The organism is Chryseobacterium sp. KLBC 52 (assembly GCF_003347605.1).
Taxonomy (GTDB): domain Bacteria; phylum Bacteroidota; class Bacteroidia; order Flavobacteriales; family Weeksellaceae; genus Chryseobacterium.
Window position 1 is genome coordinate 207,632 of sequence record NZ_QDFZ01000006.1, and the last position, 23,788, is coordinate 231,419.

23 protein-coding genes are annotated in these 23,788 nt (G+C 36.4%); 4 read left to right on the top strand and 19 right to left on the bottom strand.

The window, feature by feature from the left end; genetic code table 11:
- Positions 1 to 135: 135 nt before the first annotated feature.
- The 7 genes from DDF69_RS08575 to DDF69_RS08605 form a co-directional block, all read right to left on the bottom strand.
- On the bottom strand, positions 136 to 2,064 hold the full coding sequence (locus DDF69_RS08575) for an ABC-F family ATP-binding cassette domain-containing protein (RefSeq protein ID WP_114820419.1): 1,929 nt from the start codon (positions 2,062 to 2,064) through the stop codon (positions 136 to 138).
- A 196-nt stretch (positions 2,065 to 2,260) separates the two neighbouring features.
- Positions 2,261 to 3,607: a T6SS phospholipase effector Tle1-like catalytic domain-containing protein gene (locus DDF69_RS08580; RefSeq protein ID WP_114820420.1), complete on the bottom strand. Its 1,347-nt coding sequence runs from the start codon at positions 3,605 to 3,607 to the stop codon at positions 2,261 to 2,263.
- A gap of 150 nt (positions 3,608 to 3,757) precedes the next feature.
- Positions 3,758 to 4,435, bottom strand: a complete 678-nt coding sequence (locus DDF69_RS08585; RefSeq protein ID WP_114820421.1) for a response regulator — start codon at positions 4,433 to 4,435, stop codon at positions 3,758 to 3,760.
- On the bottom strand, positions 4,404 to 5,036 hold the full coding sequence (locus tag DDF69_RS08590; RefSeq protein WP_228411948.1) for a sensor histidine kinase: 633 nt from the start codon (positions 5,034 to 5,036) through the stop codon (positions 4,404 to 4,406). The genes DDF69_RS08585 and DDF69_RS08590 overlap by 32 nt, the downstream gene beginning before the upstream one ends.
- Positions 5,037 to 5,185: 149 nt before the next feature.
- Positions 5,186 to 5,809, bottom strand: coding sequence for a hypothetical protein (locus tag DDF69_RS08595; RefSeq protein WP_114820423.1), 624 nt, complete (start codon positions 5,807 to 5,809; stop codon positions 5,186 to 5,188).
- Positions 5,810 to 5,826: 17 nt separating this feature from the next.
- Positions 5,827 to 6,606 carry a hypothetical protein gene (locus DDF69_RS08600; protein ID WP_228411949.1) on the bottom strand — a complete coding sequence of 260 codons (780 nt, stop codon included), beginning with the start codon at positions 6,604 to 6,606 and terminating at the stop codon, positions 5,827 to 5,829.
- 62 nt (positions 6,607 to 6,668) lie between these two features.
- Positions 6,669 to 7,289, bottom strand: coding sequence for a DUF5715 family protein (locus DDF69_RS08605; protein WP_162800892.1), 621 nt, complete (start codon positions 7,287 to 7,289; stop codon positions 6,669 to 6,671).
- 218 nt (positions 7,290 to 7,507) lie between these two features.
- Between DDF69_RS08605 and aqpZ the strand changes: the two genes are divergently transcribed.
- Positions 7,508 to 8,224, top strand: coding sequence for an aquaporin Z (gene aqpZ / locus DDF69_RS08615; RefSeq protein ID WP_034696881.1), 717 nt, complete (start codon positions 7,508 to 7,510; stop codon positions 8,222 to 8,224).
- A gap of 272 nt (positions 8,225 to 8,496) precedes the next feature.
- Here aqpZ and DDF69_RS08620 read toward each other — a convergent pair whose 3' ends face one another.
- The 10 genes from DDF69_RS08620 to aceB all read right to left on the bottom strand — a co-directional run bounded on the left by DDF69_RS08620 (position 8,497) and on the right by aceB (position 17,878).
- Complete coding sequence (locus DDF69_RS08620) at positions 8,497 to 9,042, bottom strand: hypothetical protein (protein ID WP_114820426.1); 546 nt, start codon at positions 9,040 to 9,042, stop codon at positions 8,497 to 8,499.
- Between the two features lie 150 nt (positions 9,043 to 9,192).
- Complete coding sequence (locus DDF69_RS08625) at positions 9,193 to 10,185, bottom strand: acyl transferase (RefSeq protein ID WP_185144330.1); 993 nt, start codon at positions 10,183 to 10,185, stop codon at positions 9,193 to 9,195.
- Between the two features lie 194 nt (positions 10,186 to 10,379).
- Positions 10,380 to 11,150 carry a UDP-2,3-diacylglucosamine diphosphatase gene (locus DDF69_RS08630; protein WP_114820427.1) on the bottom strand — a complete coding sequence of 257 codons (771 nt, stop codon included), beginning with the start codon at positions 11,148 to 11,150 and terminating at the stop codon, positions 10,380 to 10,382.
- 20 nt (positions 11,151 to 11,170) lie between these two features.
- Positions 11,171 to 11,617, bottom strand: a complete 447-nt coding sequence (locus tag DDF69_RS08635; RefSeq protein ID WP_034696824.1) for a 6-pyruvoyl trahydropterin synthase family protein — start codon at positions 11,615 to 11,617, stop codon at positions 11,171 to 11,173.
- Between the two features lie 203 nt (positions 11,618 to 11,820).
- On the bottom strand, positions 11,821 to 12,987 hold the full coding sequence (locus tag DDF69_RS08640) for a hypothetical protein (RefSeq protein WP_114820428.1): 1,167 nt from the start codon (positions 12,985 to 12,987) through the stop codon (positions 11,821 to 11,823).
- Positions 12,988 to 13,075: 88 nt separating this feature from the next.
- The gene (locus tag DDF69_RS08645) at positions 13,076 to 13,597 is read right to left on the bottom strand and encodes a hypothetical protein (protein WP_114820429.1); all 522 of its coding nucleotides are present in this window, start codon (positions 13,595 to 13,597) and stop codon (positions 13,076 to 13,078) included.
- Between the two features lie 38 nt (positions 13,598 to 13,635).
- Positions 13,636 to 14,025 (bottom strand): acyl-CoA thioesterase, encoded by a 390-nt coding sequence (locus DDF69_RS08650; RefSeq protein WP_114820430.1) that lies wholly within the window; start codon positions 14,023 to 14,025, stop codon positions 13,636 to 13,638.
- Between the two features lie 129 nt (positions 14,026 to 14,154).
- Positions 14,155 to 14,727: an OmpH family outer membrane protein gene (locus DDF69_RS08655; protein ID WP_114820431.1), complete on the bottom strand. Its 573-nt coding sequence runs from the start codon at positions 14,725 to 14,727 to the stop codon at positions 14,155 to 14,157.
- A gap of 180 nt (positions 14,728 to 14,907) precedes the next feature.
- Positions 14,908 to 16,191 (bottom strand): isocitrate lyase, encoded by a 1,284-nt coding sequence (gene aceA / locus DDF69_RS08660; RefSeq protein ID WP_373427979.1) that lies wholly within the window; start codon positions 16,189 to 16,191, stop codon positions 14,908 to 14,910.
- A gap of 112 nt (positions 16,192 to 16,303) precedes the next feature.
- On the bottom strand, positions 16,304 to 17,878 hold the full coding sequence (aceB, locus tag DDF69_RS08665) for a malate synthase A (RefSeq protein WP_114820433.1): 1,575 nt from the start codon (positions 17,876 to 17,878) through the stop codon (positions 16,304 to 16,306).
- Positions 17,879 to 18,004: 126 nt separating this feature from the next.
- Here aceB and DDF69_RS08670 point away from each other — a divergent pair, with 126 nt between their 5' ends.
- The 3 genes from DDF69_RS08670 (at position 18,005) to DDF69_RS08680 (ending at position 21,359) form a co-directional block, all read left to right on the top strand.
- The gene (locus tag DDF69_RS08670) at positions 18,005 to 19,486 is read left to right on the top strand and encodes a helix-turn-helix domain-containing protein (protein WP_114820434.1); all 1,482 of its coding nucleotides are present in this window, start codon (positions 18,005 to 18,007) and stop codon (positions 19,484 to 19,486) included.
- A 347-nt stretch (positions 19,487 to 19,833) separates the two neighbouring features.
- Positions 19,834 to 20,487 carry a ComF family protein gene (locus DDF69_RS08675; RefSeq protein WP_114820435.1) on the top strand — a complete coding sequence of 218 codons (654 nt, stop codon included), beginning with the start codon at positions 19,834 to 19,836 and terminating at the stop codon, positions 20,485 to 20,487.
- 185 nt (positions 20,488 to 20,672) lie between these two features.
- Positions 20,673 to 21,359, top strand: a complete 687-nt coding sequence (locus tag DDF69_RS08680) for an alpha/beta fold hydrolase (RefSeq protein ID WP_114820436.1) — start codon at positions 20,673 to 20,675, stop codon at positions 21,357 to 21,359.
- Position 21,360: 1 nt separating this feature from the next.
- Here DDF69_RS08680 and upp read toward each other — a convergent pair whose 3' ends face one another.
- Positions 21,361 to 22,011 (bottom strand): uracil phosphoribosyltransferase, encoded by a 651-nt coding sequence (gene upp / locus DDF69_RS08685; protein WP_114820437.1) that lies wholly within the window; start codon positions 22,009 to 22,011, stop codon positions 21,361 to 21,363.
- 161 nt (positions 22,012 to 22,172) lie between these two features.
- Complete coding sequence (der, locus tag DDF69_RS08690; RefSeq protein WP_114820438.1) at positions 22,173 to 23,483, bottom strand: ribosome biogenesis GTPase Der; 1,311 nt, start codon at positions 23,481 to 23,483, stop codon at positions 22,173 to 22,175.
- Positions 23,484 to 23,788: the final 305 nt, after the last annotated feature.

A 23,788-nucleotide genomic window follows, 5' to 3' on the forward strand; every position in this document is an offset into this window, starting at 1 on the left:
AAAATAATTTAATTGTTTCCTTAAACTTTTATTAAATTACTTTATGATTGTTGACAATAGGTAGAAATGAATACAATTTTGTTACAAAAAAAATGCTTCATCTTATTGATTTGATGAAGCATTTATATTTTAAGTTTAATCCAGTTGTGTTCCAAGATATTCCCACTCCTGTAAAGCTGTATCCAGCTCTTCCTTAGCTTTATTGTATTGTTCTAAGGTTTCTTCTGAAGGATTTTCTTTGGCAAAAGAAGCTTCCATTTGCTCTACTTTTGTTTCAAGCTCGGAAATTTTCTCTTCTACTTTTTTGATTTTATTCTGAATATTTTTCTGTTCTTTACTTACAATATTTGAAGATTGACTGCTGGTTACTACAGGTTTTTCTTCTACTTTCTTAGGTTCTACCTTTACTTCGCTGTGAAGTTTCGCTTTTTCTGCAGAAATCTCTCTGATGGTTTCCTTTTGTCTGTACTCAAGGTATTCATTGATATCACCAAGGAATTCTTTCATTTTCCCGTCACGGAATTCGTAGATCTTATCACAAAGTCCCTGAAGGAATTCCCTGTCGTGCGAGATGACAATTAAAGTTCCTTCAAAATTCTGCAGTGCCAGCTTGATAATTTCCTTAGATTGGATATCCAAGTGGTTGGTAGGTTCGTCCATGATCAGCGTGTTGAAAGGACGAAGCAGCAGTTTACAAAGTGCCAGACGGTTTCTTTCTCCTCCGGAAAGTACTTTTGTCTTTTTGGTAACCGCATCTCCCTGGAAAAGGAAAGATCCTAATAAGTCTCTTACTCTTGGTCTTGTTTCTTCTGTGGCTGCATCTTCAGCTTCTTCCAGAACGGTTTTATTTGGTGTTAAAACCTCTTCCTGATTCTGAGCAAAATATCCGATGTTAACATTATGTCCAAGATTCCAGACTCCGGAATAATCTTTAATATCTCCGGCTAAAATTTTAGCCAATGTTGTTTTTCCTTGTCCGTTCTGTCCCAGAAGGGCAATTCTGTCTCCTCTCTGAACGATAAAGTCAACATCATCAAAAATCTGCTTCTGTCCATAAGCTTTTCCAAGATTGATGGCTTCGAAGATCACTTTCCCCGGAACCATAGACTGTACGAAACGGATATTGAATTTCGAAACGTCCTCGTTATCCACTTCGATACGTTCGATTTTATCTAATTTTTTAATAAGGGACTGCGCGAAAGATGCTTTTGTAGCACTTGCACGGAACTTATTAATATTATCCTCCATTTGTTTGATCTCCGCATCCTGATTCTTTTTAGCCTGAATCAGTTTCTCACGGCGATCTTCTCTCATGACAAGATATTTCGAGTAATTCGCTTTATAATCATCAACTTTTTTATTGTTGATATCAAAAGTACGGTTACACACCGCTGTCATAAACTGTTTATCGTGGCTTACCAGAACAATAGCTCCCGGATAGTCTTTCAGGAAGTTCTCCAGCCAGATGATAGATTCCATATCCAGGTGGTTGGTAGGCTCATCGAGAAGCATAATGTCGTTCTTCTGAAGAAGTAATTTTGCCAATTCGATTCTCATTCTCCATCCTCCGGAAAACTCATCGGTGATCTTTTGGAAATCATCTGCTTTAAACCCTAAACCAAATAATACTTTTTCCATGTCGCCTTCAAGATTGTAGGCATCATGGTTCATCAAAAGGTCATTCAGTTCGGTCATTTTATTAATCAGATCTGTATAGGAATCACTTTCGTAGTCTGTTCTGACCGTCATTTGGTGATTCACTTCTTCAAGCTCATTTTTCCAGGCATTGATCTGTTCGAAAGCCTGCATGGTTTCTGCCCACACCGTTCTTCCTTTTACAAAATCAAGATCCTGTTTAAGGAAACCAATGGTAACACTTCCTTCAGTCACTACTTCTCCTTCGTAGAAATTAATTTCTCCGGAAAGCATTTTTAATAAAGTGGATTTTCCTGCTCCATTTTTACCAACGAGACCTACTTTATCATCCTTTTTAATGGTGAAATTGACATTTTGAAATAAATAATTTCCTGAATGGTGTAATCCTAAACTTTGAACCGAAAGCATCTTAATTAATAATTAGTAATGAATAATGAATTTTCGGGTGCAAAAATACGGAAAAAGAAATGAATAGCCGAGAAATAAAAAAAGTGGTCAGGATTCAACAGTTTTTCCTTGTATGTAATACATTAAACCGAGAAAAAGGAGACACCATGAGATGTCCCCTAACCTAAATTTAAAACTGAGAAGTTTTTTCACTGATTCATTCATTTAATATCGTAGCTGCCGGTGCTTTTATAATAGAACGAACCCATAAATCATTATTGGGAACGTTGGTTCCATAGAGAAAATCTGCAACAAAGCTGTCTTCCGGAAGATGAAGTTCTACGGAAAGCCTTTTTGTCCGGCTTGTTTCGTCAACGGAGGTACGGCTTGATACATTTAATCCATTATTAATCAACTCAATATTAATTTCACGCTGAGTTCTGTACTGAAAACTTTCATGGTACAATCCGAAATTTGAAGAAATATGAGTATAATCTGCAAATCTTTGGAAATCGTATATAGGTTTTTTGTTTACAGAAAGATCCTTTACATATTCTTTCATTTTGATATAAAACCGATGAAGAAAAGCATGTTGATTATAGTCTGTTCCAAAATACGCCTCATTCTCGGTACTAAATACTGATAATATGGTATTGGTTTCATCCATCATCAGTCTTCCATATACTTTTGACAAATCATTGTATACTTTATCCCGGCAGACATAGGCCTGTGAAAGGCCATCCACCGTTTCCACTTTATATTTCGAGAGTAAAGCATCCCATATTTTATTTCCATCAGCATTGGTTTTTGCATTTCTGATATCTGAAACGTAGTTGTGCAGATCATCAACATTAATGAAATCCGTAGAAATATAAACAGATTGTGGACCTTCCAGATATCCTCCTCCAATATCAGCATGATCGCCAGGAACAAATATTTCTTTCCAAACTGAAGACTGATTTTCTGATTTCTGATCCTTCATTGTTTTCGAATTCTCGAAAACACCTGTCAGTGGAAAGAAAAACCTGCCTTCATTAACCGCACAGAAATGCAAAGCATTCTCTACCTGTGCAGAGATTTTCATATTATAAGTATTAAAAGGCTTAGACTCTACCGTATCAAAAAGTCCTAAAAATTTTATCCTGCAATTTCCTACTGCATAAAAAGTCAGAAGCTGATTACAGAAAGTTCTTGCCAGCATACCTCCTCTCCCGAATCCGTAGATATAAAAATGGTATTCCTTGGTCTCATCATGGGTTATTTTATGTACAAAATCTCCGGCTTTCTGAAGTTTATCATCAGAGGAATATCCGCTTCCATAAGGTGGATTTGCACAGGTTGCCATGGCAAAATTATTATCTTCACTGCCTGTTACAGTACCAATTCCTTCAATATATATTTTTTCATCTCCAACGAATAAACTGTATAATTTATAGATATTGCTGAAGGTACCATAATAACTTTCATTAGTATTCAGCGGTTTATCCGGTGAAAGAATATTTACCCCATTATTTCCTGTTCCGTCAAAGAAAATCCCGACGGAAATCACTCTGCTGCCATTCATGTTTTTACTTTAATTTTTTATTACAGATCCTGTTTGTGTTTTTTTCAACTGACATCCCTAAAAGAGACATTCCAAAATAACAGAAGAAAAATAAGGTTCACTAGAGTGGAAAGTACCAAATAAAAAAATCCGTATTTCTACGGAATCCATTTACATTTTTTCAAGGGAGTAAATATTATTGACAATGGCATAGATCACTATCCCCACAGTATTCTTTGCTCCTATTTTCTCCAGGATACGTTGTCTGTGACTTTCTACAGTTCTCGGGCTGATAAAAAGTTTTTCTCCGATCTCATTGTTGGTCATTTCCTGACAGATCAGTTTTACCACATCTTTTTCCCTTTCTGATAGCTCATCTTCTGTTTCAAAAAGAGAATTCTTCTTGGCAGAGCTGTTCATATAAGTAAACAGCATCTGATGATCTTCGGCCGTAAAAAAGACACCATTTTTATCTACCATGGTGATGGCATCAATAAAGGTTTTTTTATTCGAGTTTTTGGGAAGAAACGCCGATACTCCCAGCTTCACCATATATCCGAGAATAGAGGTTTTATAATGGGATGACAGGATAATAATTTTAAGATCCGGATATTTTTCTTTCAGGATTTCTACCAGTTCAAAACCGTTCATAGGTTTCATCTGAACATCTACGAGAGCAATATCAGGAAATTCATCTTTTGAAAGTTTTCCGAGGTCTTCTATAAAATCGGGGCCATTATCTGCTGTAAGGCAAACCGATATATTTTTTTCATTGGACAGCAACATTTTTACCCCTTCGAGGATCAGCTGTTCATCATCAATCAGTGCTAGTTTGATTTGGGAACTCATGATATTTTGGAATTTTTATGATTAAACGACTTCCTTTTTTTGAAAATGTTTTTTTCCATTTGTGTGTGGCATTCATTGATTTGATACGGGATTCAATATTTTTGATTCCCATTCCTTTTTTCACTTCTTCATATTCAAATCCCTGTCCGTTATCAGAAATCACAACGGCCATATTTTCAGGATAATCTTTAATGTAAATCCAAATATCCGTTGCATCGGAATGCTTGATCACATTGGTGGTAAATTCCTGAATAATCCTGTACAGCTGTACTTCCACGAAAAGATCTTTCTTTTCATATCCCGACATTACCTGCAGGGAAATATTGATTTTATGGGAAAGGTTGGCTATTAATTCTTCAACATATAAAACCAGCCCCACAGATTCCAGATTTACAGGATATAATGAATGGGAAATACTTCTGGCAGCATCAATCAGGGAAGACATCTGGCCGTAGATATTTTTTTTGATGAGTTCGTCACCCTGAGTATCGAGGTTATTCAACCATAAAGAAAGAATATTGAGGCGGTTTCCGATATCATCATGAATCATCACTGCAATTCTTTTTCTTTCTTCTTCCTGGGCCTTGATGTTTTCCAGCACTAATTTTTTCTGATGAAGAACTTCTGCTTCATGCTGGACATTTTTTTCCTTAATAATTCTGGTAATAAAAGCTCTGTAAGCTAGCAGAATAAAGGATACGATAACCGTTATGGTAACAATTATCAGGATCAGCAGATTGATATTTAGTGTTACTTCTTTAATCTGAAAAAAGTATATAAAAATGAACAGTACAAAATACTCGAAAGAATATTATTGGCACTGAGAATCGTATAATAATCGTTTTCGGACAGATTGGCGATCTGGTGCTGGATGATAAAAATAAATACTGAGACCGAGTAATAGAAAAAAATACTGGCATCTACAAGAAGAAAGCGGTTCTGAGCAGAGGTATTCTTAATCTCCCGGATCAGGGTAAATCCGGAAAGACAGATGATGATAATATTGGAAACCACTTTCGCAATATCAGCATTGGCAGGATAATCAAATCCGTATTTCGAGATCATAAAGCCTGCTGCCAATACACCTACAATCCACAAAGCATATCTTGGCCAGTCCAGCTTTCTGATGAACAAACCTGTAAGCAGGAAAAACTCTCCTGCAATGTATAAGGGATAAAGGAATGAGGTGTCATTCAGTCTGAAGAGATAAGGCAGCGCCAGATTCAGCAATTCAATAAAAAAAAGAAAAGCAATACAATGAAAATATTGCTTTTCTTTATGATTTAATATGCGGTATTTCGCTGCTCCCAACAGTATAACGGACAGGAGCAGTGCATAATTCAGGAATAAAATTGCCTTATAAAGTTCAGCCATTCCTCAGTATATCGTTTTTAAAATTCACTTCCTACATCTACATCCGGAATACGGCAGATAGGAGGACATGGTTTTGCCCAGTCGTAAGTGTTGGAAATTGATTCTGCTCCCAGTTCTGCATTCCTAAGGTTTTCACGGAAAGAGATAAAGATAAGCGTTACCAACATTTTCCCGTAAATATCATTGTATCTGATTCCAAAAGAACAGGTAATGCCTGCTAATCCTTCATCTGAAAGGCAAAGGTCTGCTGTAGGAACATAGAATTTTCTGAAGATTCCACTTCCCTGATTTTCTCTGGTTTCTTTATAGAACCAATCCATACCCTGATTTCTCCAACGTTCAATAGCATCTACAGCCTTGTCCTGTTCAAGAATGGGTGTATTGGAAACAGGTAATCCCATATTGGCATTTTTTTCCATGCTTTCAAGATCTTTGGAAAGAACGGCGTTTCTGATAAGTGTATACTCCTGAATTTCCTGCAATCTCAGATCTTTTTCAAGTTCGGTAAGGAAACTGTATGGATATTCCTTTACATCTATTTTTACCCCATCATTGTTCATAGGATAAAAGATAAGAATCAATCGGTCTCTGTAAATTCCCACTGCAGCACAGAAGTCTTTATAATCCTTAAACCCCTTCATCCATTCAAGGTGTTCTCTGGAAATATTAAAAACATAGTTGGTTGGGATAAGCTTTTGAATTTTGGAAAAGTCAGAAAGACATGCTTTCCACTGGTTTGATGCTGCTCTACATTCTTCTACAGGCAGCATGTAGTCTACAATGTTTAATGTTGACATAAGCATAGTTTTTAGTCGTATAAAAATATACAAACTAAACATGCTATGCAAGAGGATTTTAATTAATAATTTTTCACAGTAATATGATAACAGCTCTGCTGCTTCTCTTTGATGTAATATATTCTACCGGCTCGCTCATAATACTTTAAAACTTTCTCCAGAGCCACTTCCATTTTCGGATTGTATTTCAGAACATTGTTGAATCTTATATAGGAAATATCAAAAGAATTACCATAATTGTGAGAGCTAATCCCCAGAGAAGCATTAGAATTCACTCTTCTCAGCCTGCATTGGTCTTCAAGCGTTCTGGTAATGGATGAAACCGTAAATGTACCTCCTTTTGTATCCTTACTGAACTTTGACCCTATTTTTTCCAGAGTGGTTTTTGCCTTGGATACCATATAAGCTCTGCTGTAATCAAGTCTCTGGACCTGATATCCTTTACCTGATTTTTTTATTTTGTGGAATTTTCCGTTGCTGATATATTTCTGTATGGTTTTGGAATCTTTCAATAACTGTACTCCAAAACCTTTGGAAGCATCAAGATGAGATTTATAAAGCGGTGTAGGTTCAACCTTCAATACAGTGGCAAGATCATAGCAGGGAAAAGCTTTTTTGGCTGCCTGCGAATAATGTAAACTATAAATAAAAGGTACAAAGACCACACAAAAAAACTTTCTCATTCACCTTCCTTTTAAATTACAAATGAAAGATAAAACATTTATGTTAGATCTTTCAAGACTGACGATAATACTCTCTCAATAAATCCCAAACAAACATTACACCAAATTACAGATTTTGCAATTTTTGTTCCCTCTTTTTTGATATATTTTTTCAGTTTTAACTTTTTACTTTAAGATTTAAATTTTACATTTGAGATACATAAACATTAAACAACATGATAAAAAAACTTTTCGCTGAATTTTTCGGCACATTTTGGCTTGTTTTCGGAGGGTGTGGAAGCGCTGTTTTCGCAGCGGGTGTTCCAGACATCGGCATCGGACTTTTAGGCGTTGCTTTAGCCTTCGGTCTTACTGTTCTTACGATGGCTTACGCTGTAGGCCATATCTCAGGAGGGCACTTTAACCCGGCAGTTTCTTTCGGACTTTTAGCGGGAGGAAGATTTCCTGCAAAAGACCTTATTCCTTACATTGTAGCCCAATGTTTGGGAGCGATTGTAGCAGCGGGATGCCTGTATACAATCCTTAACGGTGCGGGAGCGGTAGAATTCTCAAAACCCGGAGATTTTGCCACGAACTTTTACGGTGAAGCCGTTTACAATGGAAAAGCGTTCAGTATGGGAGCAGCATTTCTTGCAGAGTTTCTCTTAACTGCATTTTTCCTTATTGTCATCATGGGAGCTACAGATAAGTGGGCTAACGGTAAGTTTGCCGGTCTAGCCATCGGTCTTGCGCTTACTTTGATCCACCTGATCTCTATTCCGATTACCAATACGTCTGTAAACCCTGCGAGGTCCCTTTCTCAGGCAGTCTTTATGGGAGGAATTGCGATGTCACAGCTTTGGTTGTTCTGGGTAGCCCCTATTTTGGGAGGAGTTGTAGGCGGATTGATCTACAAGTTCTTACTTCAGAGAGATACTGCTGAAATTGCAGATTAATTTTAAACAATATTTAATGATAAAATCCTGTCAGGCGGCAGGATTTTTTTATTTTCTGATTTCGAATAAACTGTTTTAGAATTTTTTGAAGACGCAAAGTCTTTATGAAGATGAATTTTTATTGAAGGGAGCAAAGTGGTCGCGGCTACGTCGCTGATGAAGGAAATTGTAATGTTTGCTTAGTCAGAATCAATGAAATTGATTCCTTCTTTGCATCCTTAAGACATATCAATAAGAAATTAAACTTTGCGTTAAAAAAGAATTTTTTGATCTTATTTCAGTTTTTTGATTTCAAAAGGATTTTTAAAGATGAGCTCTTCATGTTTTCCTTTGATTTCCATTTTACGCTGAAGAAGATTAAGCGCCATTTTTCTGATAAAAAGATCCTTGTCATTTAATTTCCAGTAAGAATCTTCATGAAGTTTTTTAGGTTGGCGGATCAGATAAAATTCAGTTTTCCAGGTATCTGCATTATGATAGAATTCTATAATTCCACAATGTTCAGGGATAAGAGCTGCGTCTACCATTCCCATCGGAAGTAAAAAACTAAAAGAATTGCAGACATAATCTCCACAGGAAATTTTATCATGTTTCAGAAATTTTTCCCCGGTATCTTTGTTCAGATAAGATTTTTTGAAATCATTTTTAAAATCACTTTTTGAAAACTTGATCTCGATTTCATGACTTCCACCTTCCGAATCTATGATTAAGATGTCCGCTTCCCAGTCAGCCTGAAAATAATTCGTCAGCACGATTTCTTTTTCAAAATCGCAGTGTGAATGGATATAGGCATGTATAAGTTCTTCTATTTTGATCATGGGTAATATTGTAAACGCAAATACTTCCTGTTTACTGTTCGCAAAGGCGTTTCACTAAGCTAAAGTCGCAAACTATTTTATTTATTGTGATTATACAAAAATTGACAAGCGAATTGACCATTCACAATTGTCCTCTTATGTCCAAAATCATCAACTCACCAACAGGCTGCATCCTCTGATATCGGAATGATCTATTCTTCCCAGTACCTGAAATTTATCCCCGATTATTTTTCCTAAATCCTGTGTGGCTATAAATGAGCAGGAATGCGTATTGGCAAGGTCAATAATATTAATAGCTCCTGTGCGGCCTTCTTTTTCGTAAGCCAACGGATCTTCAGCATTCCGAACCATGATTCTCATCCAGTTTGGACATTCGTATTCATTATTTCCAAGAGAATAAGCCTGTGAAAGCAGTTCTGTCATGGAATATTCTGAATATATTTTGTTTGTTTTAAGACCTTCCTGCAAGATTTTCAACAATTCATCCTTGGTCATTTCTTCCTTTCGTCCTTTCATCCCTCCGGTTTCAATTACGATTAAGTTTTCAGGGAAATTCAGGGATTCATCGTTTTGCTCAGCATGGCAGTAATCAAGAAAGTCTAATAAGGCAAAGGAAACTCCAAAAAGGATAACTTTTTTATTCTGCAGTGTATTTAATAACTCAAAAAGCTCAGCATGATTATAAAGAAAATATCCGTTTTCCGGTTTGGCAGACTTCTTCATCAGATAATCTACCATGTAGATCAGTGATGAGTTTTGTCTCTCAAGATAGCTTGGAAGCAGGCCCAGAAATATAAAGTCTTCCGGTTTTCCGATAAATTGTTCAAAACTTTTATAAATACTTTCTTCATAAAGTTCCGGATCTGCGATGAAATGTTTGGAAAGATTCATCTGGGTTGTTCCTGAGCTTTGAAAGAAAAGATCGGCAGCGACATTTTTATCCAGAATCTGATGATTTTTAAACATTTCGATAGGAAGAAACGGAATTTTCACCAGGCTATCGACCTCATCGGGATTCACCTTCAGAAAATCAACGAACTTCCGGTATATTTCAACATTTTCATATTGATAACGAAATGTTTTCAATGATGCATTCAGGAAATCCTGTTCAGTCTGTATGTTGAATATATTTTTCAGTTCCATAATTTTTTGAGTTTCTTAATCCCCGGCTGCAGGGCAATTATAGAGATAGAATATTTTTTTAATAATTTTTTAATGCATAAGACCTATTTTGGTAGACTTATTGCAATGACTTATCCGGAATATGGATTAAAAACAAGAGTGGGTTTTTCCACCCGTTCGAAAGTTACCTCTTTTTAGGGGTAATTTTTTTTGCTTTATTTCTCAAAAGTTCTGAGTTCAAAATCCTTTTCAAAAACCCCGTAAGTGAAATAGGAAATCCAGTCTCCAAGGTTGATATATTTTGCATTTTGTTCCAGATCCAGTACCATTGGCAGGTGCCTGTGACCATAGATGAAATAATCGATTTTCTGAGTTTTCAGCTTTTCTTTGGAATAAATAATCAGAAACTCTTTATCTTCTCCCAGAAAAGCTTTGTCTTCTTCTCCGGAGATCATTTTATTTTTTTGGGAAAGGTATAATGCAATTTTCATCGCGATATCAGGATGAAGCCATTTGAAAAACCATTGTGCTACCGGATTGGTGAATAGTTTCTTCATTCTTTTGTATCCTTTGTCTCCAGGTCCCAGGCCATCTCCATGAGCCAGCAGAAACTGCTTCCCTCCCATTTCAAAATATTGTTTCTGATAGAATACGGTACATCCGATTTCTTCTTCCAGATAATCTTTCATCCAGAGATCATGATTCCCGACAAAGAAATAAATATGAATTCCTCTGTCTTTCAATTCTGCAATTTTCCCAAGTACACGAACGTATCCTTTAGGAATAACATGCTTCCATTCATGCCAGAAGTCAAAAAGATCTCCCATTAAAAACAAAACCTGAGCATCTTCCTTGATCTCATCCATCCACCGTATAAATCTCTCTTCACGCACCTTGCTTTCCTTGGGTGTAGGAGCCCCAAAATGCTGATCTGAAGCAAAGTATACTTTTTTTCCAGGTTCTAAATTAATTGTTGTTTTTAACACCTTCTGAGTTTTGTGAAAAATTATTGATTATCTTCTGCAAACCATTCTCCATAAGAGTTTTCTGTCTCATGAAGTTTAAGATAAGCTAAAGAAATTCCTTCGGGAAGTCTTGATTTTACTTTAGCTGCAATAGCATACAACATGTTTTCGCAAGTCGGCTGGAAACTGCAATAGATTACTTTATGTCCTTTCTGCTCAAGGTCATCTCCCAATTCTTTATGTGGAGACAGCGCATTCACAAGAACCGCATGGTCCCATACGTCCACGATCTCAGATTTTACGATACTTTTGATATCTCCGAAATCTACCACCATTCCATTTTTAGGATTTTCAATATCATTAATCGGTTTTCCCTTCACTGTTACAAACAGCTTATAGGAATGTCCATGCATATTTTTACACTTCCCATCGTAGTTGTAAAGCACGTGAGCCGTTTCGAATGTAAAAATTTTTGTAATACGTATCATAGTACAAAGATAGGATAAAACAGCTTAATACAGAAAAGACTGTTTCTATTACAGCGATTTTAAAATATTCTTTTTAGAAAAAAACCTGAAAATAATATTGTTGAAATAGAAAGCTTCATGGAGATGTTTGTTTGATGTTTCCTTAGTAAAAACAGCTGTGGCTCTTATTGAATTACATTAAGGAAAAATTGTTACTTCAAACATTATTTCACCGTTTTTTCAAATCTGTTAATGACTTTGTACTTTTTGTCTTTGATAACAATTTCATAATTTCCCTTATCCAGGATTAAAAAACGACTGTCTTGGGAAGTATTGAGTTCAATGATATCAGCAGGAATTCCTTCTTTTTTAAATTCACCTTTTCTATAAGCAAAAACCAAAACCGGATAACTGGAAACTTTAGAATCTGGAATTTTATAAAACTTTCGGTTTTCACTCAACATCCAATCTGGTCTGCCTTTGATATATTTTGTAACAGGATGAATGATTTTAATATCAGTATACAACTCTTTGTCTTCCCCATTGTATATTCCCTGATTTTCATCTTTTAAAACAACAGGAACCTTATTATTTGTCAATCTTAAAAGCGGTTCATTATACTTCAGGTTACTTTTTTCAGAAAACTGAGTCTGATCAATGGTAAACGGATTCACACCTGTTAAGTCTGATAATCTTCCCGCCATTGTTTTCTCCCAGGATTTATGAACACCTTCATAAGCGTGCTGGTAACCGCAGTAGATGAGATATTTGCCTCCTTTATTTTTCTGCATAAAATCGAAGATATTTTTTGCTTCTCCAATTTCTCTTTCTTTGTTATTTCCTTCTGCTTCGTAGGGGAAAAGTGTAAATCCAATTTTCAAAGCATGGTAGATAAAATTTCCGAATTCCGGTTCTTTGGAGTAATATCCGCTACTGAGAGTAGCAAATTTTGCAGTATTTAAAGAATCACTTGCTAAAGTTTCGAGTCCCAAATATCTGTAGCCTTTGTCATACAACCCTTGAAGTAAGGAAGAGGCAAAATTTCTATGACTGGCATTATGATGAGCTTCGTTAATAATGATAATCTGCTCATTAACAGCTCTTTCCAAGATATAATCTTTTGCATTGACAGGGATTAATTTTGTGTATCTCAGGCTATCTGCAGTACTCAACTTTTTTACACGTCCAAAAGTCTCATCCCAACTTTCCAATGCCGGTTTATATTGTCCGCTTATTGAGTAGTATGTTGCTGCCATCTGGCTTCTCCAGGATTGACCTTGGGTGGAATCTGCCATCTTTTTTTTGATATCATCTGTAAACCAGTAAGGGTTTTCCTGGCCATAGCCTATTATGCTTAACAAGAGTAAAGCCAGTGAATAAGGGAGTTTCATGTATATTTAGTTTTTGATTGATAATTGTCATCCGATAAGCTACAAATTCAGAGCCAACAGCCTAAGAGGCCTGGCTCAAATCATTTCTTTATAAATTATTTGCAAATTTTGATTTATTTACAGTTACTTTATTCTTAAAAGCTTTATAAATATAGTATTGGTTGATATTATTCTGAGTAATCAAAATAGGTTCAGCATTATCCTCAATTACAATTTTAGAATATCCCAGATCTGATGAAAAGGCATTTGAGTTCCATGAATAATACAATTCAACGGCTTTAATTTTATCAAAATCTATTTTTCTCTCTTTTTGGCTCTGTTTATCCAATACGATGATTTGCTTTTCTAAAGGATCAATTTTAACTTCTTCCCTTAAATTTCGCAAATAATATTTTTTTCTGATTATTGCTGTTCCCAAAAAGAGATAAGTAAGAAAAGAAAACAGTAAAACCGGAACAGCAAATGAAAATATTTTTGATAATGAAAGTTCATTCCAGTCCAGAATCATTTTACGTACAATAGCACCAGAAATAAAAACAGTAAAACACAGATAAAAATACCCCAATATCAAATTGCCTACAATTTTATTCTTTTTATACTCAAATTCCATTTTTAACAAGTTAAAATTGTTTTACTCTACACCTTGTTCTAATTAAAAAACTTCTCCAGCCAGTCGTTTTCCAGGCGTTTTATTTTTTTGGTTTCAGGATCAAACAGAATCCAAAGCGTACTTGAGTCTACCACAAGTTCGTCATTGCAATAGAATTCAACTTTTCTTGGCTGCTTGGCTCCTTCGGGAGTCAGAGGATAGGTTCTTACCGTAATGATATCACCCAGATAAACCTGTTTTTTATATCGGATATGATGATCCAGAAGCATCCAGGCATCGTTTACATATTCTGTTTGTTGTTTCAGAAGATCCCAATGCTCTGCAGCTGCTTCTTCCACCCAATGCACATATTGTACATTGTTTACATGGTTGTTCTGATCAATATGATCTTCTGTTACTTTGATCTGTTTTTCGTACATTAAATTCATTCTGCTGAAAGTTTACTCAAATGTATCATTTTAAAACAAAACTTTCTTCACTCAATCCCACACTTTTATGCATAAAAAAACGGAATCATAAGTTCTGATTCCGTTACAATATTCAGTATATTGAATTTCTTATTTAGATTTTCCAGCAGATTTTGCAGGCGTTGCTGTAGCTCCTAATTTAGTTTTTACAAGTGCTGTGATATCTTCACTTCCATCGTTGTACACAAGATTATTAGCTTCCTGGGATGCAATATCAAAAACATAATTGATACTTCTTTCTTTAGCAGCCGCAGAAATAGCAGCTTTTACTTTTTGCTGAAGCGGAGTAAACAATTCATTTTGTTTTGCAGAAATATCTTTAGCAGCCTGTGTTCTCGATTCTTCAATTTTTTTACCCAGAGTCTGTAATTCTGTTTGTGCTGCAATAAGTTCTTTAGTTACTGCTTCTTTGTTAGCTTCACTAAGAGTTTTTTCTTTATCCTGTGCTGCTTTCAGTTTGGTCTGATAATCACCGATTAACTTTTCAATTTCAGTCTGTTTGGTTTTTGTCAGGTTATCCACAGTTGCACTTATTGTTTTTACTTCAGGTAAACTTGCAAAAATATCATCAGTATTCACACTTCCAATCTTTTGTTGGGCTTTTGCAGCATTTGCTGTAAGGGTTAATCCTAATGTAATAAAAAGTACTTTAATTAAATTCATTTGTAATAATATTTTTTCAGCCCCAAATATAATTCAAATTTCAATTACTTATCATGTCGTATTTATTTCTTTAGTATTTTGAAATATTTACAGCACAAAAAGAGGCCAAAACAGCTTTAAACAAAAGAAAAACCTCCCCACAGACGAGAAGGTTTCACATCAAAAAAATATGGAAAATAACTAATGGAATTGTGCCGTTTCTGTAGAATCTTTCATTGCCACTGTAGCTGAAGAGCCGTTGGTAACAATATTCTGCACCTCATCAAAATAACCAGTTCCTACAAAAGACTGATGTTTTACCGCTCTGAATCCTTTCTGCTGCAATGCAAACTCACGCTCCTGAAGTTCAGAATATCCGGCCATTCCTCTTTCTTTATAAGCTAATGCCAGTTCAAACATAGCCGTATTTAATGCATGGAATCCTGCAAGGGTAATAAACTGGAATTTGTATCCCATTTTAGCCAGCTCCTCGCGGAAAGTCGACATTTCTTCCACACTCAGCTTTGCTGCCCAATTGAACGAAGGCGAACAGTTATAAGCCAGCATTTTTCCCGGGAATTTCGCATGAATTCCTTCTGCAAATCTTCTGGCCTGCTCCAGATCAGGATTCGAGGTTTCCATCCAGATCAGGTCTGCGTAGGGTGCATAAGACAGACCTCTGTCGATGCCTTGTTCTACTCCATTTCTTACCACGTAAAATCCTTCGGAAGTTCTTTCTCCTGTCACGAACTTCTTGTCTCTGTCATCAATATCAGAAGTCAGTAAATCTGCTGCATCCGCATCTGTTCTTGCAATTATAAGGCTTGGAACACCTAATACATCGGCAGCCAGACGTGCTGCAATCAGTTTATTTACTGCTTCCTGAGTAGGCACCAATACTTTTCCGCCTAAATGTCCACATTTTTTGGCAGAAGAAAGCTGATCTTCAAAATGGACACCAGCTGCTCCTGCTTCAATCATCTGTTTCATCAGTTCAAAAGCATTCAGATTACCTCCAAAGCCCGCTTCAGCGTCTGCAATGATAGGCACAAGATATTCTTTATTTCCTGTGCCGCTTACAGACTGCACCTGATCCGCTCTCAATAAGGCATTATTAATTTTCTTTACCACAGCAGGCACTGAATTGGCCGGATACAATGACTGATCAGGATACATCTCCCCAGATAGATTGGCATCTGCAGCCACCTGCCATCCTGAAAGATATATGGCTTCCAGCCCGGCATCCACTTCCTGTACCGCCTGATTACCCGTTAATGCACCAAGTCCTGCCACATAATCCTGAGTATTCAGTTTATCCCAGAATTTTTTTGACATTTCTGTCGCAATAGTGTAGTCAATGGTATAAGAACCTCGAAGTTTTAAAACTTCTTCTGCTGTATAAGGTCTTTTTACACCGTTCCAACGTGGATTCGTCAGCCAATCTTGTTCAATAGCCTGGATCTGTTCTTGTCTTGTTTTCATAATATTTGGATTTTGTTTGATTAGATTTTGGGGTTCGGGTTACGAGGTTCGGAGGTTCGGAGGTACGAGATATGATTCTCAAACTTTCGGACACTTCTACTCTCTCACTCTCCAACTAGATAAAAGGGTATGCTTTAAGGGTTAGAAATTCTTCAAAATTTTCACAGAAAATCAATTCATTGAAAAGTTCTTTGGCAAGATTGAATTTTCCATTCTGGAAACGGGTTTCTCCTACATACTTTTCAATATTGTCCATTTCTTCTTTTTCCCACTGCAACACCATACTTCGGGTTAATGTTCTATCATCACTCAATACAGCTTCGTTCTTCAGCCATTGCCAGATTTGTGTTCTTGAAATCTCCGCAGTAGCTGCATCTTCCATCAGATTATAAATGGCGGCTGCGCCAGTTCCCATCAGCCAGCTTTCCAGGTAAAGAATTCCTACATTGATATTTTTTCGGACTCCTTTTTCGGTAATATCTCCTTTGGGGATTTCCAGCAGCTGGCTTTCTGTTATATGGTATTCAAATTTTTTATCGACCTGGTTTTTAGAAGTCATATACTGGTCAAAAATTTCTTTTGCTACAGGTACCAATGCCGGATGTGCTACCCAGGTTCCATCATGACCGTTTTTCACTTCCCTTTCTTTGTCATTTCTTACTTTTTCAAAAGCCTTTCTATTGGCTTCGTCATCGTCTTTTACAGGAATCTGAGCTGCCATTCCACCGATTGCATGTACATTTCTTTTATGACAGATTTCGATCACTCTTTTTGAATAAGCACTCATAAAAGGAGAGGTCATGGTCACCTGATCTCTGTCCGGAACAATAAATTCGGGAAGGTTTCTGAATTTTTTAATGTAGGAGAAAATATAATCCCATCTTCCGCAATTCAATCCTGCGCTGTGTTCTTTTAATTCAAATAAAATTTCATCAATCTGAAATGATGCGGTAATGGTTTCTATTAAAACAGTAGCTTTAATAGTTCCCTCCGAAATTCCAAGGTAGTTTTGTGCAAAAACAAAAACCTCATTCCACCAGCGGGCTTCTTTATAGTGTTCTAATTTCGGAAGGTAAAAATAAGGGCCACTCCCGTTTTCCAAAAGCTGTTTTGCATTTCTGAAAAAATAGATTCCAAAATCAGTCAGTGATCCGGAAGCTTTTTCTCCGTTGATTTCAATATGTTTTTCCGGAAGATGAAGCCCTCTTGGACGAACCTGTAAAACAGCCGTTTTTTCATTAAGAGTGTACGCTTTTCCTTTTTCGTTAACAAAATCTATCTTTCGGTTAATAGCATCAGAAAGATTAATCTGTCCCTGGATACAGTTTTCCCAAACCGGCGAACTGCTGTCTTCAAAATCGGCCATAAACGTAGAAGCACCGGAATTCAGGGCATTGATAATCATTTTGCGATCAACAGGGCCGGTAATTTCTACTCTTCTATCCAACATATCTTCAGGAAGTGGAGCACATACCCAATTTCCTTTTCGGATCTCTGCTGTTTCTTTCAAGAACTCAGGAAGATTACCTCTATCAAAATTTTGCTGTGTCTTTTTTCTTTCTTCTAAAAGTTCAAGTCTTTTATGATTAAAGTTCTGATGAAGCGAAATCAGAAAATCTGTCAAATCGGTAGTAAATATTTCCTCAAACTGCTTCTGCGACTTTATTTCTAACTGAGTCTTGGTTTCCATAACATATTGATTTTGTGATTTGATATTACAAACATAAATAAAAATTTTCACAAATAGCGAACGTTCGCTAAATTTATTTAAAAATTATTATGCGAATAATCGCATCTAATTATTTATATTTGAGTAATGAATTCAGAAAGCGACTTTATCAAAACAGTTTTCGGGCTAAAACTGAAGCAGCAGAGACAAAAGAAAAACTGGTCTCTGCAGGACCTTGCTGTAAAGACAGGATTATCAAAATCTTACCTCAACGAAATTGAGAACGGAAAAAAATATCCCAAGCACGATAAAATTATTCAACTTTCTGAAGCACTCAGCTGTACTTTCGATGATCTGGTTTCTACCAAGCTGGATAAAAGCCTGGCTCCCTTCAACGAAATTCTTCAGTCTGATTTTTTCAAAGAAGTTCCTTTGGAGCTGTTTGGGATCAATAAGAATAACCTTATCAGCATTATCAGCGATGCTCCAAAAAAAGTAACGGCTTTCATCAATGCTCTGATCGAAATTTCTCAGAATTATAACCTTGGAAAAGAGAGATTTTATTTTGCCGTATTAAGGTCATTTCAGGAATTGTACGATAATTATTTTCCGGAAATTGAGGAAAAAGTTGGTCTGTTTACCAAGGAAAATCACTTAAAAATCGGGAAAAGCCTGAAGTCTGACATTCTGGAGAAAATTCTTGCAGAAAAATTCAGTTACATCATTCAGTCTGAAGATTTTGAAAAATATGGAACCCTGGATAACCTGCGTTCTCTTTTTATTCCGGAGAAAAAACTTTTACTTCTGAATCAAAAACTGGAAAAGGATCAGAAAACTTTTATCCTTGCGAAAGAAATAGGGTTTAATGTTTTGGAATTAAAAAATCGTCCCAATACGTATTCATGGCTGGATTTTGGAAGTTTTGAGGAAATTCTGAATAATTTTTATGCCTCTTATTTTGCAGGAGCTTTACTTATTTCAAAAGAACCTGTTATTGAAAAGACTTCGGAATTCTTCCAGCAAAATAAATGGGATCCTAAAAATTTCGAAAGTCTGATTAATAGCTTCACCCATTCACCTGAAACCTTCTATTACCGCCTTACAAACATCCTTTCGGCTGAGATGGGAATCAAGGATCTTTTTTACTTATGCCTGGTAAAAAAGAAAAATTCAGATAAAATTCAGATTTTAAAAGAGCTGCATCTTAACCATCAACAGGCTCCTCACGCCAATGCAATGAACGAACATTACTGCAGAAGATGGATTGCGGTAAAAAATCTTGGTGATTTAAAAGAAAATGAAACCCTGACAGATGCTCAGATTTCTCACTATAAAGATCAGGGAATAAGCTATCTGGTAATTTCTACCTCACAAAAAAATCCTTTCTCAGATGGAAGCAACAGAAGTTACTGCCTGGGCATTTTACTGAATTCTCAAACCATTAAAAAAATTGGGTTTATCAAATCTCCTTCTTTAAAAACCATTAATGTAGGGGTTACCTGCGAATCCTGCAGTATTGCGGATTGTGAAGTGAGGCAGGCACCGCCCGTAAGATTGGAAAAGGAACATTTTAATCTGAGTATGAAAAATTCTGTAGAGAAGATTAGAAAGACGTTTGAAGATGTTTAAACGTGAATGGTGAATTGTCAATACGCTTCGCTTGTGAATTTTTATGTAAGGTGCGAGGTGCGGGATCCGGGTTTGTGAATAATCGATTTGCTTCTGATATTTACGGGTAGCTTATTTTTCTAAACGCGGAGTTTGCAAAGTTTCTATACTATTTATAACTTTTCCGATCGCTATGGCGTTTCACTCAGCAACAAAAAAATCCTTTCTCTGCTCAATGAAATGTCTTTGTGAACGATATACGAGATAAACTGACAAACCTTTGCGAACGTCATCATTAATAATAATTCACTATTGACTTTCCGAAGCAAAAATTGACAATTATTTTCATATCTTAGTAAAAACACACTATGATATTAGAGGTCTTGTTTCCGAACCGTTGCATTCACTGCAACAGAATCATCGATCCTGAACTTTTGGTATGCGATCTTTGCTTCAGCCAGATTCATTTTACCCATTACAATTATTTTGAAAATAACCCTGTTAAGGAAAAATGCAGTTTATTATTTCCGGTTGAAAACGCGTTTGCTTTAATACAATTTGAAAAGGAAGGTTTAAGCAGAAAGATTATTCACGATCTTAAATACAGGAACCGGGAAAAAACAGGCAAAATTCTGGCAGACTGGACTACAGATCGCCTTGATTTCAGAGATGAGAATCCTGATCTTTTAGTAAGTGTTCCGCTTCATCCAAGGAAACTCCGCGAGCGAGGATATAATCAACTTCATTTATTCACAGAAACATTATCAGAATTTTATGATATCCCGTTTGATCATGAATTAGTCAAAAGAAATCATTATTCCAAAGCTCAGGCATTAAAAGATAAGAAGCATAGATTGGAATCTACTCATATGTTCTCCATTACCCAATCTATTACCGGGAAGCATATTCTACTGATTGACGATGTTTTCACCACAGGAAATACGGTTTCATCAATTGCCTGGGAGATTTTAAATGCAGGGAATAATAAAGTGAGTGTTTTGGTAATGGCTGAAGATGTTTGATACAAGTTTCAGGGAGCGAGGTCCGAGTTCCGGGCTGGTGAGATGCAGGATGCGAGGTGTGGAGATCATCTTCAAAAATATTCTCAAAATCTACAACTCTCCCACTCTAAAACACTCTCACTCTCTTACTCAATCCATTTTCATGATTCAATTCTTTTTCCTAATTTTCCGGAAACTACACAACTATGTCAAATCTGCTTTTACTGCACGGAGCTTTAGGTCACAGCGACATTTTCAAACCTTATCTGAGTGCATTGTCCCAATATTTCACCTTACACACCCCTTTATTTTCAGGACATGGAAATCAGGAACTTCCCGCAGACGGTATTACTATTGAAAAATATACTCAGGAATTATCCGATTATTGTAAAGTGAATAACTTAACTGATGTATCAATTTTCGGGCACAGCATGGGTGGTTATGTTGCACTTTGCTACGCCATGGAAAATCCTGACAATATAAATTCTGTGATAACACTGGGCACAAAGTTCGACTGGACTGAAGAACAGGCTTTAAAAGAAAGCAAAATGCTTAATCCGGATGTTATTCTTGAAAAAATTCCGCAGTATGCCCAGCTTTTAGAATCACAACACGGAGCAAAGTGGAAACAACTTCTTCCGGCTATTGCTGATTTAATGGTTGATTTAGGTAAAAATCCTCCTCTGGAACATAATTTTGCTACAATTAGCACTCCGGTTCAAATCATGGTGGGTGATAAAGATCATATGGTAACGCTGGAAGAGAGTATGAGAGTTTACAGAAGCCTTTCCAACGCAAAACTGGCCGTACTCCCGGATACAAAGCATCCTATGGATAAAGTACGACCTGATTTATTATTGAATTTACTAAAAGATTTCTGGAATCTTTCTTAAATTATCTTTGAAGTTTTTCTCCGTAGCTCAAATCTCCGGCATCACCTAATCCAGGAGTGATATATCCTTTTGAAGTCAGATGTTCATCAATGGCTCCTACCCAGATATGTGCTTCAGGATAAGCATTCTGAACTGTTTCAACGCCTTGTTTTGAAGCAATGGCTGCTACGATATGAAGCTGGGTTGGATTTCCGTTGGTTAGCAAGTCTTTGATCGCTTCAATCAGAGAAGCTCCGGTTGCCAACATGGGATCTGCTACGATCAAAGGTCTACCTTCAATGTTTGGACAGGTAAGATAATCCTGTTTGATTGAGAAATAATCGTTGGCATCGTGTTTTCTGTATGCCGCTACAAAACCACAGTCTGCTCTGTCCAAATAGTTAAGAATTCCTTCGAATAACGGAACTCCTGCTCTTAAAATGGTTGTAATAACCGGTTGCACAGCAATTTCTCTGCTTTTTATTGTATCTAAAGGAGTTTGAATTTCAACTTCTCTATACTCCAGTCCTTTACTGATTTCAAAAGCGGCAATCTCCCCGATTCTTTCCATATTCCTTCTGAATCTCATTCGGTCATGTTGGATCGTAACGTTTCTAAGTTCGTTAATCCATTCGTTGACCAGAGAAAAGTGTTGCGATAAAATAGTAAGCATGAAAAATTTATTTTTAATTTCAGTTAATTGATATTAATTGCTGCAAAATTACAACTAAAAAACGAATTGAAAGATCGGGCAGAAAGAGAAAGTCTGCTCTGATGATATAAAAAACTCCGGCAAGCGAAGCTTGCCGGAGTTTTTGTGAACAGTAGTTCTTATTATTTTTGTCTGAAATACACTTCAATCGGAACTCCGGTAAACCCGAATTGTTTTCTCAACTGATTTTCAGTAAATCTTTTATACGGTTCCTTCACATACTGTGGAAGGTTGCAGAAGAATACAAACTGTGGTGACGGCGTAGGAAGCTGAACACAATATTTGATTTTGATATATTTTCCTTTCAATGCCGGCGGCGGTGTATTTTCGAAGATCGGAAGCATTACTTCATTCAGTTTTGAAGTTTTAATTTTCTTCTTACGGTCTTCATAAACCTCCATGGCCACTTCTACAGCTTTTAAAATTCTCTGCTTCGTTAAAGCTGAAACAAATAGGATTGGAATATCCTGGAACTGACCAATTTTATCTTTGATTGATTTTTCGAAATCACGCATTGTATTGGTTTGCTTGTCTTCGATCAAATCCCACTTATTCACAAGGATTACAATTCCTTTTCTGTTTTTCTGAGCTAAACCAAAGATGTTCATATCCTGAGATTCCCATCCCTGTGTAGCATCTACCATGATGATCACGACGTCAGAATATTCGATAGAACGGATCGATCTCATTACAGAGTAGAATTCAAGGTCTTCGTTTACCTTAGACTTTCTTCTCATCCCTGCTGTATCTACTAATACAAACTCGTGTCCGAATTTGTTGTATAAAGTCTGGATACTGTCTCTGGTAGTTCCTGCAATATCGGTTACGATATTTCTTTCAACATCCAATAAAGCATTGGTCATGGTAGACTTTCCTACGTTTGGACGACCTGCAATGGTAATTTTAGGAAGACCTTCGAAAGGATCTTTATATTCTGTAGTAGGGAAATCTTTCACAACATCATCTAACAAGTCTCCTGTTCCGGAACCTGTTGCAGAAGAAAGTGTGTAATATTTATCAATTCCTAACTGATAGAATTCTGTTGCAGGAAGTTCTTCCTTCGCAGAGTCTACTTTATTGATAACGATATAAATTGGTTTGTTGGATCTTCTAAGAAGTCTGTAGATTTCGTGATCTGTATCGGTAAGCCCTTCTTCTACGTTCATCATAAAGATAATAGAAGTGGCTTCATCCACCGCTAATTGTACCTGCTTACGGATTTCCTCTTCAAAGATATCATCTGTACCTACATCATAACCTCCGGTATCAATTACCGTAAAATCTACTCCGTTCCAGTCTGATTTTCCGTAGTGACGGTCTCTGGTAACACCAGCTGTAGAATCTACAATAGCCTCTCTTCTTTCTAATAAACGATTAAAAAGCGTGGATTTTCCAACGTTGGGACGTCCAACGATCGCGACAATATTTGACATAAAAAATGTTTAATAATCCTTTTGCTTTGCTCAGGATATGTTATTAATGGGTTACTCCAACTTTTGGAGCCCAATTTTTTGCAAAGATAGGGTTTTATTATTTAACAGATGGAAGCTGGGAGAAGGAGGCTTGATGTTATTATCCATCGGATAAATTAATGTAAACCCTGCTTTTTCAATCTAACAAATATATCCACAAATCTACTGTTTATGGGTAGAAGAAGATTTTTTTAAAAAATTTTATTGAAAAATAATTATTTGGATATCAATACATAAAGCGATCCGCCCACCTATTATGTTAATTA

What these genes read in the sequence shown, in the direction of transcription:
- DDF69_RS08595 (WP_114820423.1), bottom strand. Translation starts at nt 5,809, where the DNA reads ATGGCTGAACTTTATAAGGCAATTTTATTCCTGAATTATGCACTGCTC.
- DDF69_RS08650 (WP_114820430.1), bottom strand. Translation starts at nt 14,025, where the DNA reads ATGAATTTAATGTACGAAAAACAGATCAAAGTAACAGAAGATCATATT.
- DDF69_RS08670 (WP_114820434.1), top strand. Translation starts at nt 18,005, where the DNA reads ATGAATTCAGAAAGCGACTTTATCAAAACAGTTTTCGGGCTAAAACTG.
- DDF69_RS08680 (WP_114820436.1), top strand. Translation starts at nt 20,673, where the DNA reads ATGTCAAATCTGCTTTTACTGCACGGAGCTTTAGGTCACAGCGACATT.
- DDF69_RS08575 (WP_114820419.1), bottom strand. Translation starts at nt 2,064, where the DNA reads ATGCTTTCGGTTCAAAGTTTAGGATTACACCATTCAGGAAATTATTTA.
- DDF69_RS08655 (WP_114820431.1), bottom strand. Translation starts at nt 14,727, where the DNA reads ATGAATTTAATTAAAGTACTTTTTATTACATTAGGATTAACCCTTACA.
- DDF69_RS08600 (WP_228411949.1), bottom strand. Translation starts at nt 6,606, where the DNA reads ATGTCAACATTAAACATTGTAGACTACATGCTGCCTGTAGAAGAATGT.
- upp (WP_114820437.1), bottom strand. Translation starts at nt 22,011, where the DNA reads ATGCTTACTATTTTATCGCAACACTTTTCTCTGGTCAACGAATGGATT.
- DDF69_RS08605 (WP_162800892.1), bottom strand. Translation starts at nt 7,289, where the DNA reads ATGAGAAAGTTTTTTTGTGTGGTCTTTGTACCTTTTATTTATAGTTTA.
- DDF69_RS08640 (WP_114820428.1), bottom strand. Translation starts at nt 12,987, where the DNA reads ATGAAACTCCCTTATTCACTGGCTTTACTCTTGTTAAGCATAATAGGC.
- der (WP_114820438.1), bottom strand. Translation starts at nt 23,483, where the DNA reads ATGTCAAATATTGTCGCGATCGTTGGACGTCCCAACGTTGGAAAATCC.
- DDF69_RS08620 (WP_114820426.1), bottom strand. Translation starts at nt 9,042, where the DNA reads ATGATCAAAATAGAAGAACTTATACATGCCTATATCCATTCACACTGC.
- aceB (WP_114820433.1), bottom strand. Translation starts at nt 17,878, where the DNA reads ATGGAAACCAAGACTCAGTTAGAAATAAAGTCGCAGAAGCAGTTTGAG.
- DDF69_RS08675 (WP_114820435.1), top strand. Translation starts at nt 19,834, where the DNA reads ATGATATTAGAGGTCTTGTTTCCGAACCGTTGCATTCACTGCAACAGA.
- DDF69_RS08635 (WP_034696824.1), bottom strand. Translation starts at nt 11,617, where the DNA reads ATGATACGTATTACAAAAATTTTTACATTCGAAACGGCTCACGTGCTT.
- DDF69_RS08625 (WP_185144330.1), bottom strand. Translation starts at nt 10,185, where the DNA reads ATGGAACTGAAAAATATATTCAACATACAGACTGAACAGGATTTCCTG.
- DDF69_RS08580 (WP_114820420.1), bottom strand. Translation starts at nt 3,607, where the DNA reads ATGAATGGCAGCAGAGTGATTTCCGTCGGGATTTTCTTTGACGGAACA.
- DDF69_RS08585 (WP_114820421.1), bottom strand. Translation starts at nt 4,435, where the DNA reads ATGAGTTCCCAAATCAAACTAGCACTGATTGATGATGAACAGCTGATC.
- DDF69_RS08645 (WP_114820429.1), bottom strand. Translation starts at nt 13,597, where the DNA reads ATGGAATTTGAGTATAAAAAGAATAAAATTGTAGGCAATTTGATATTG.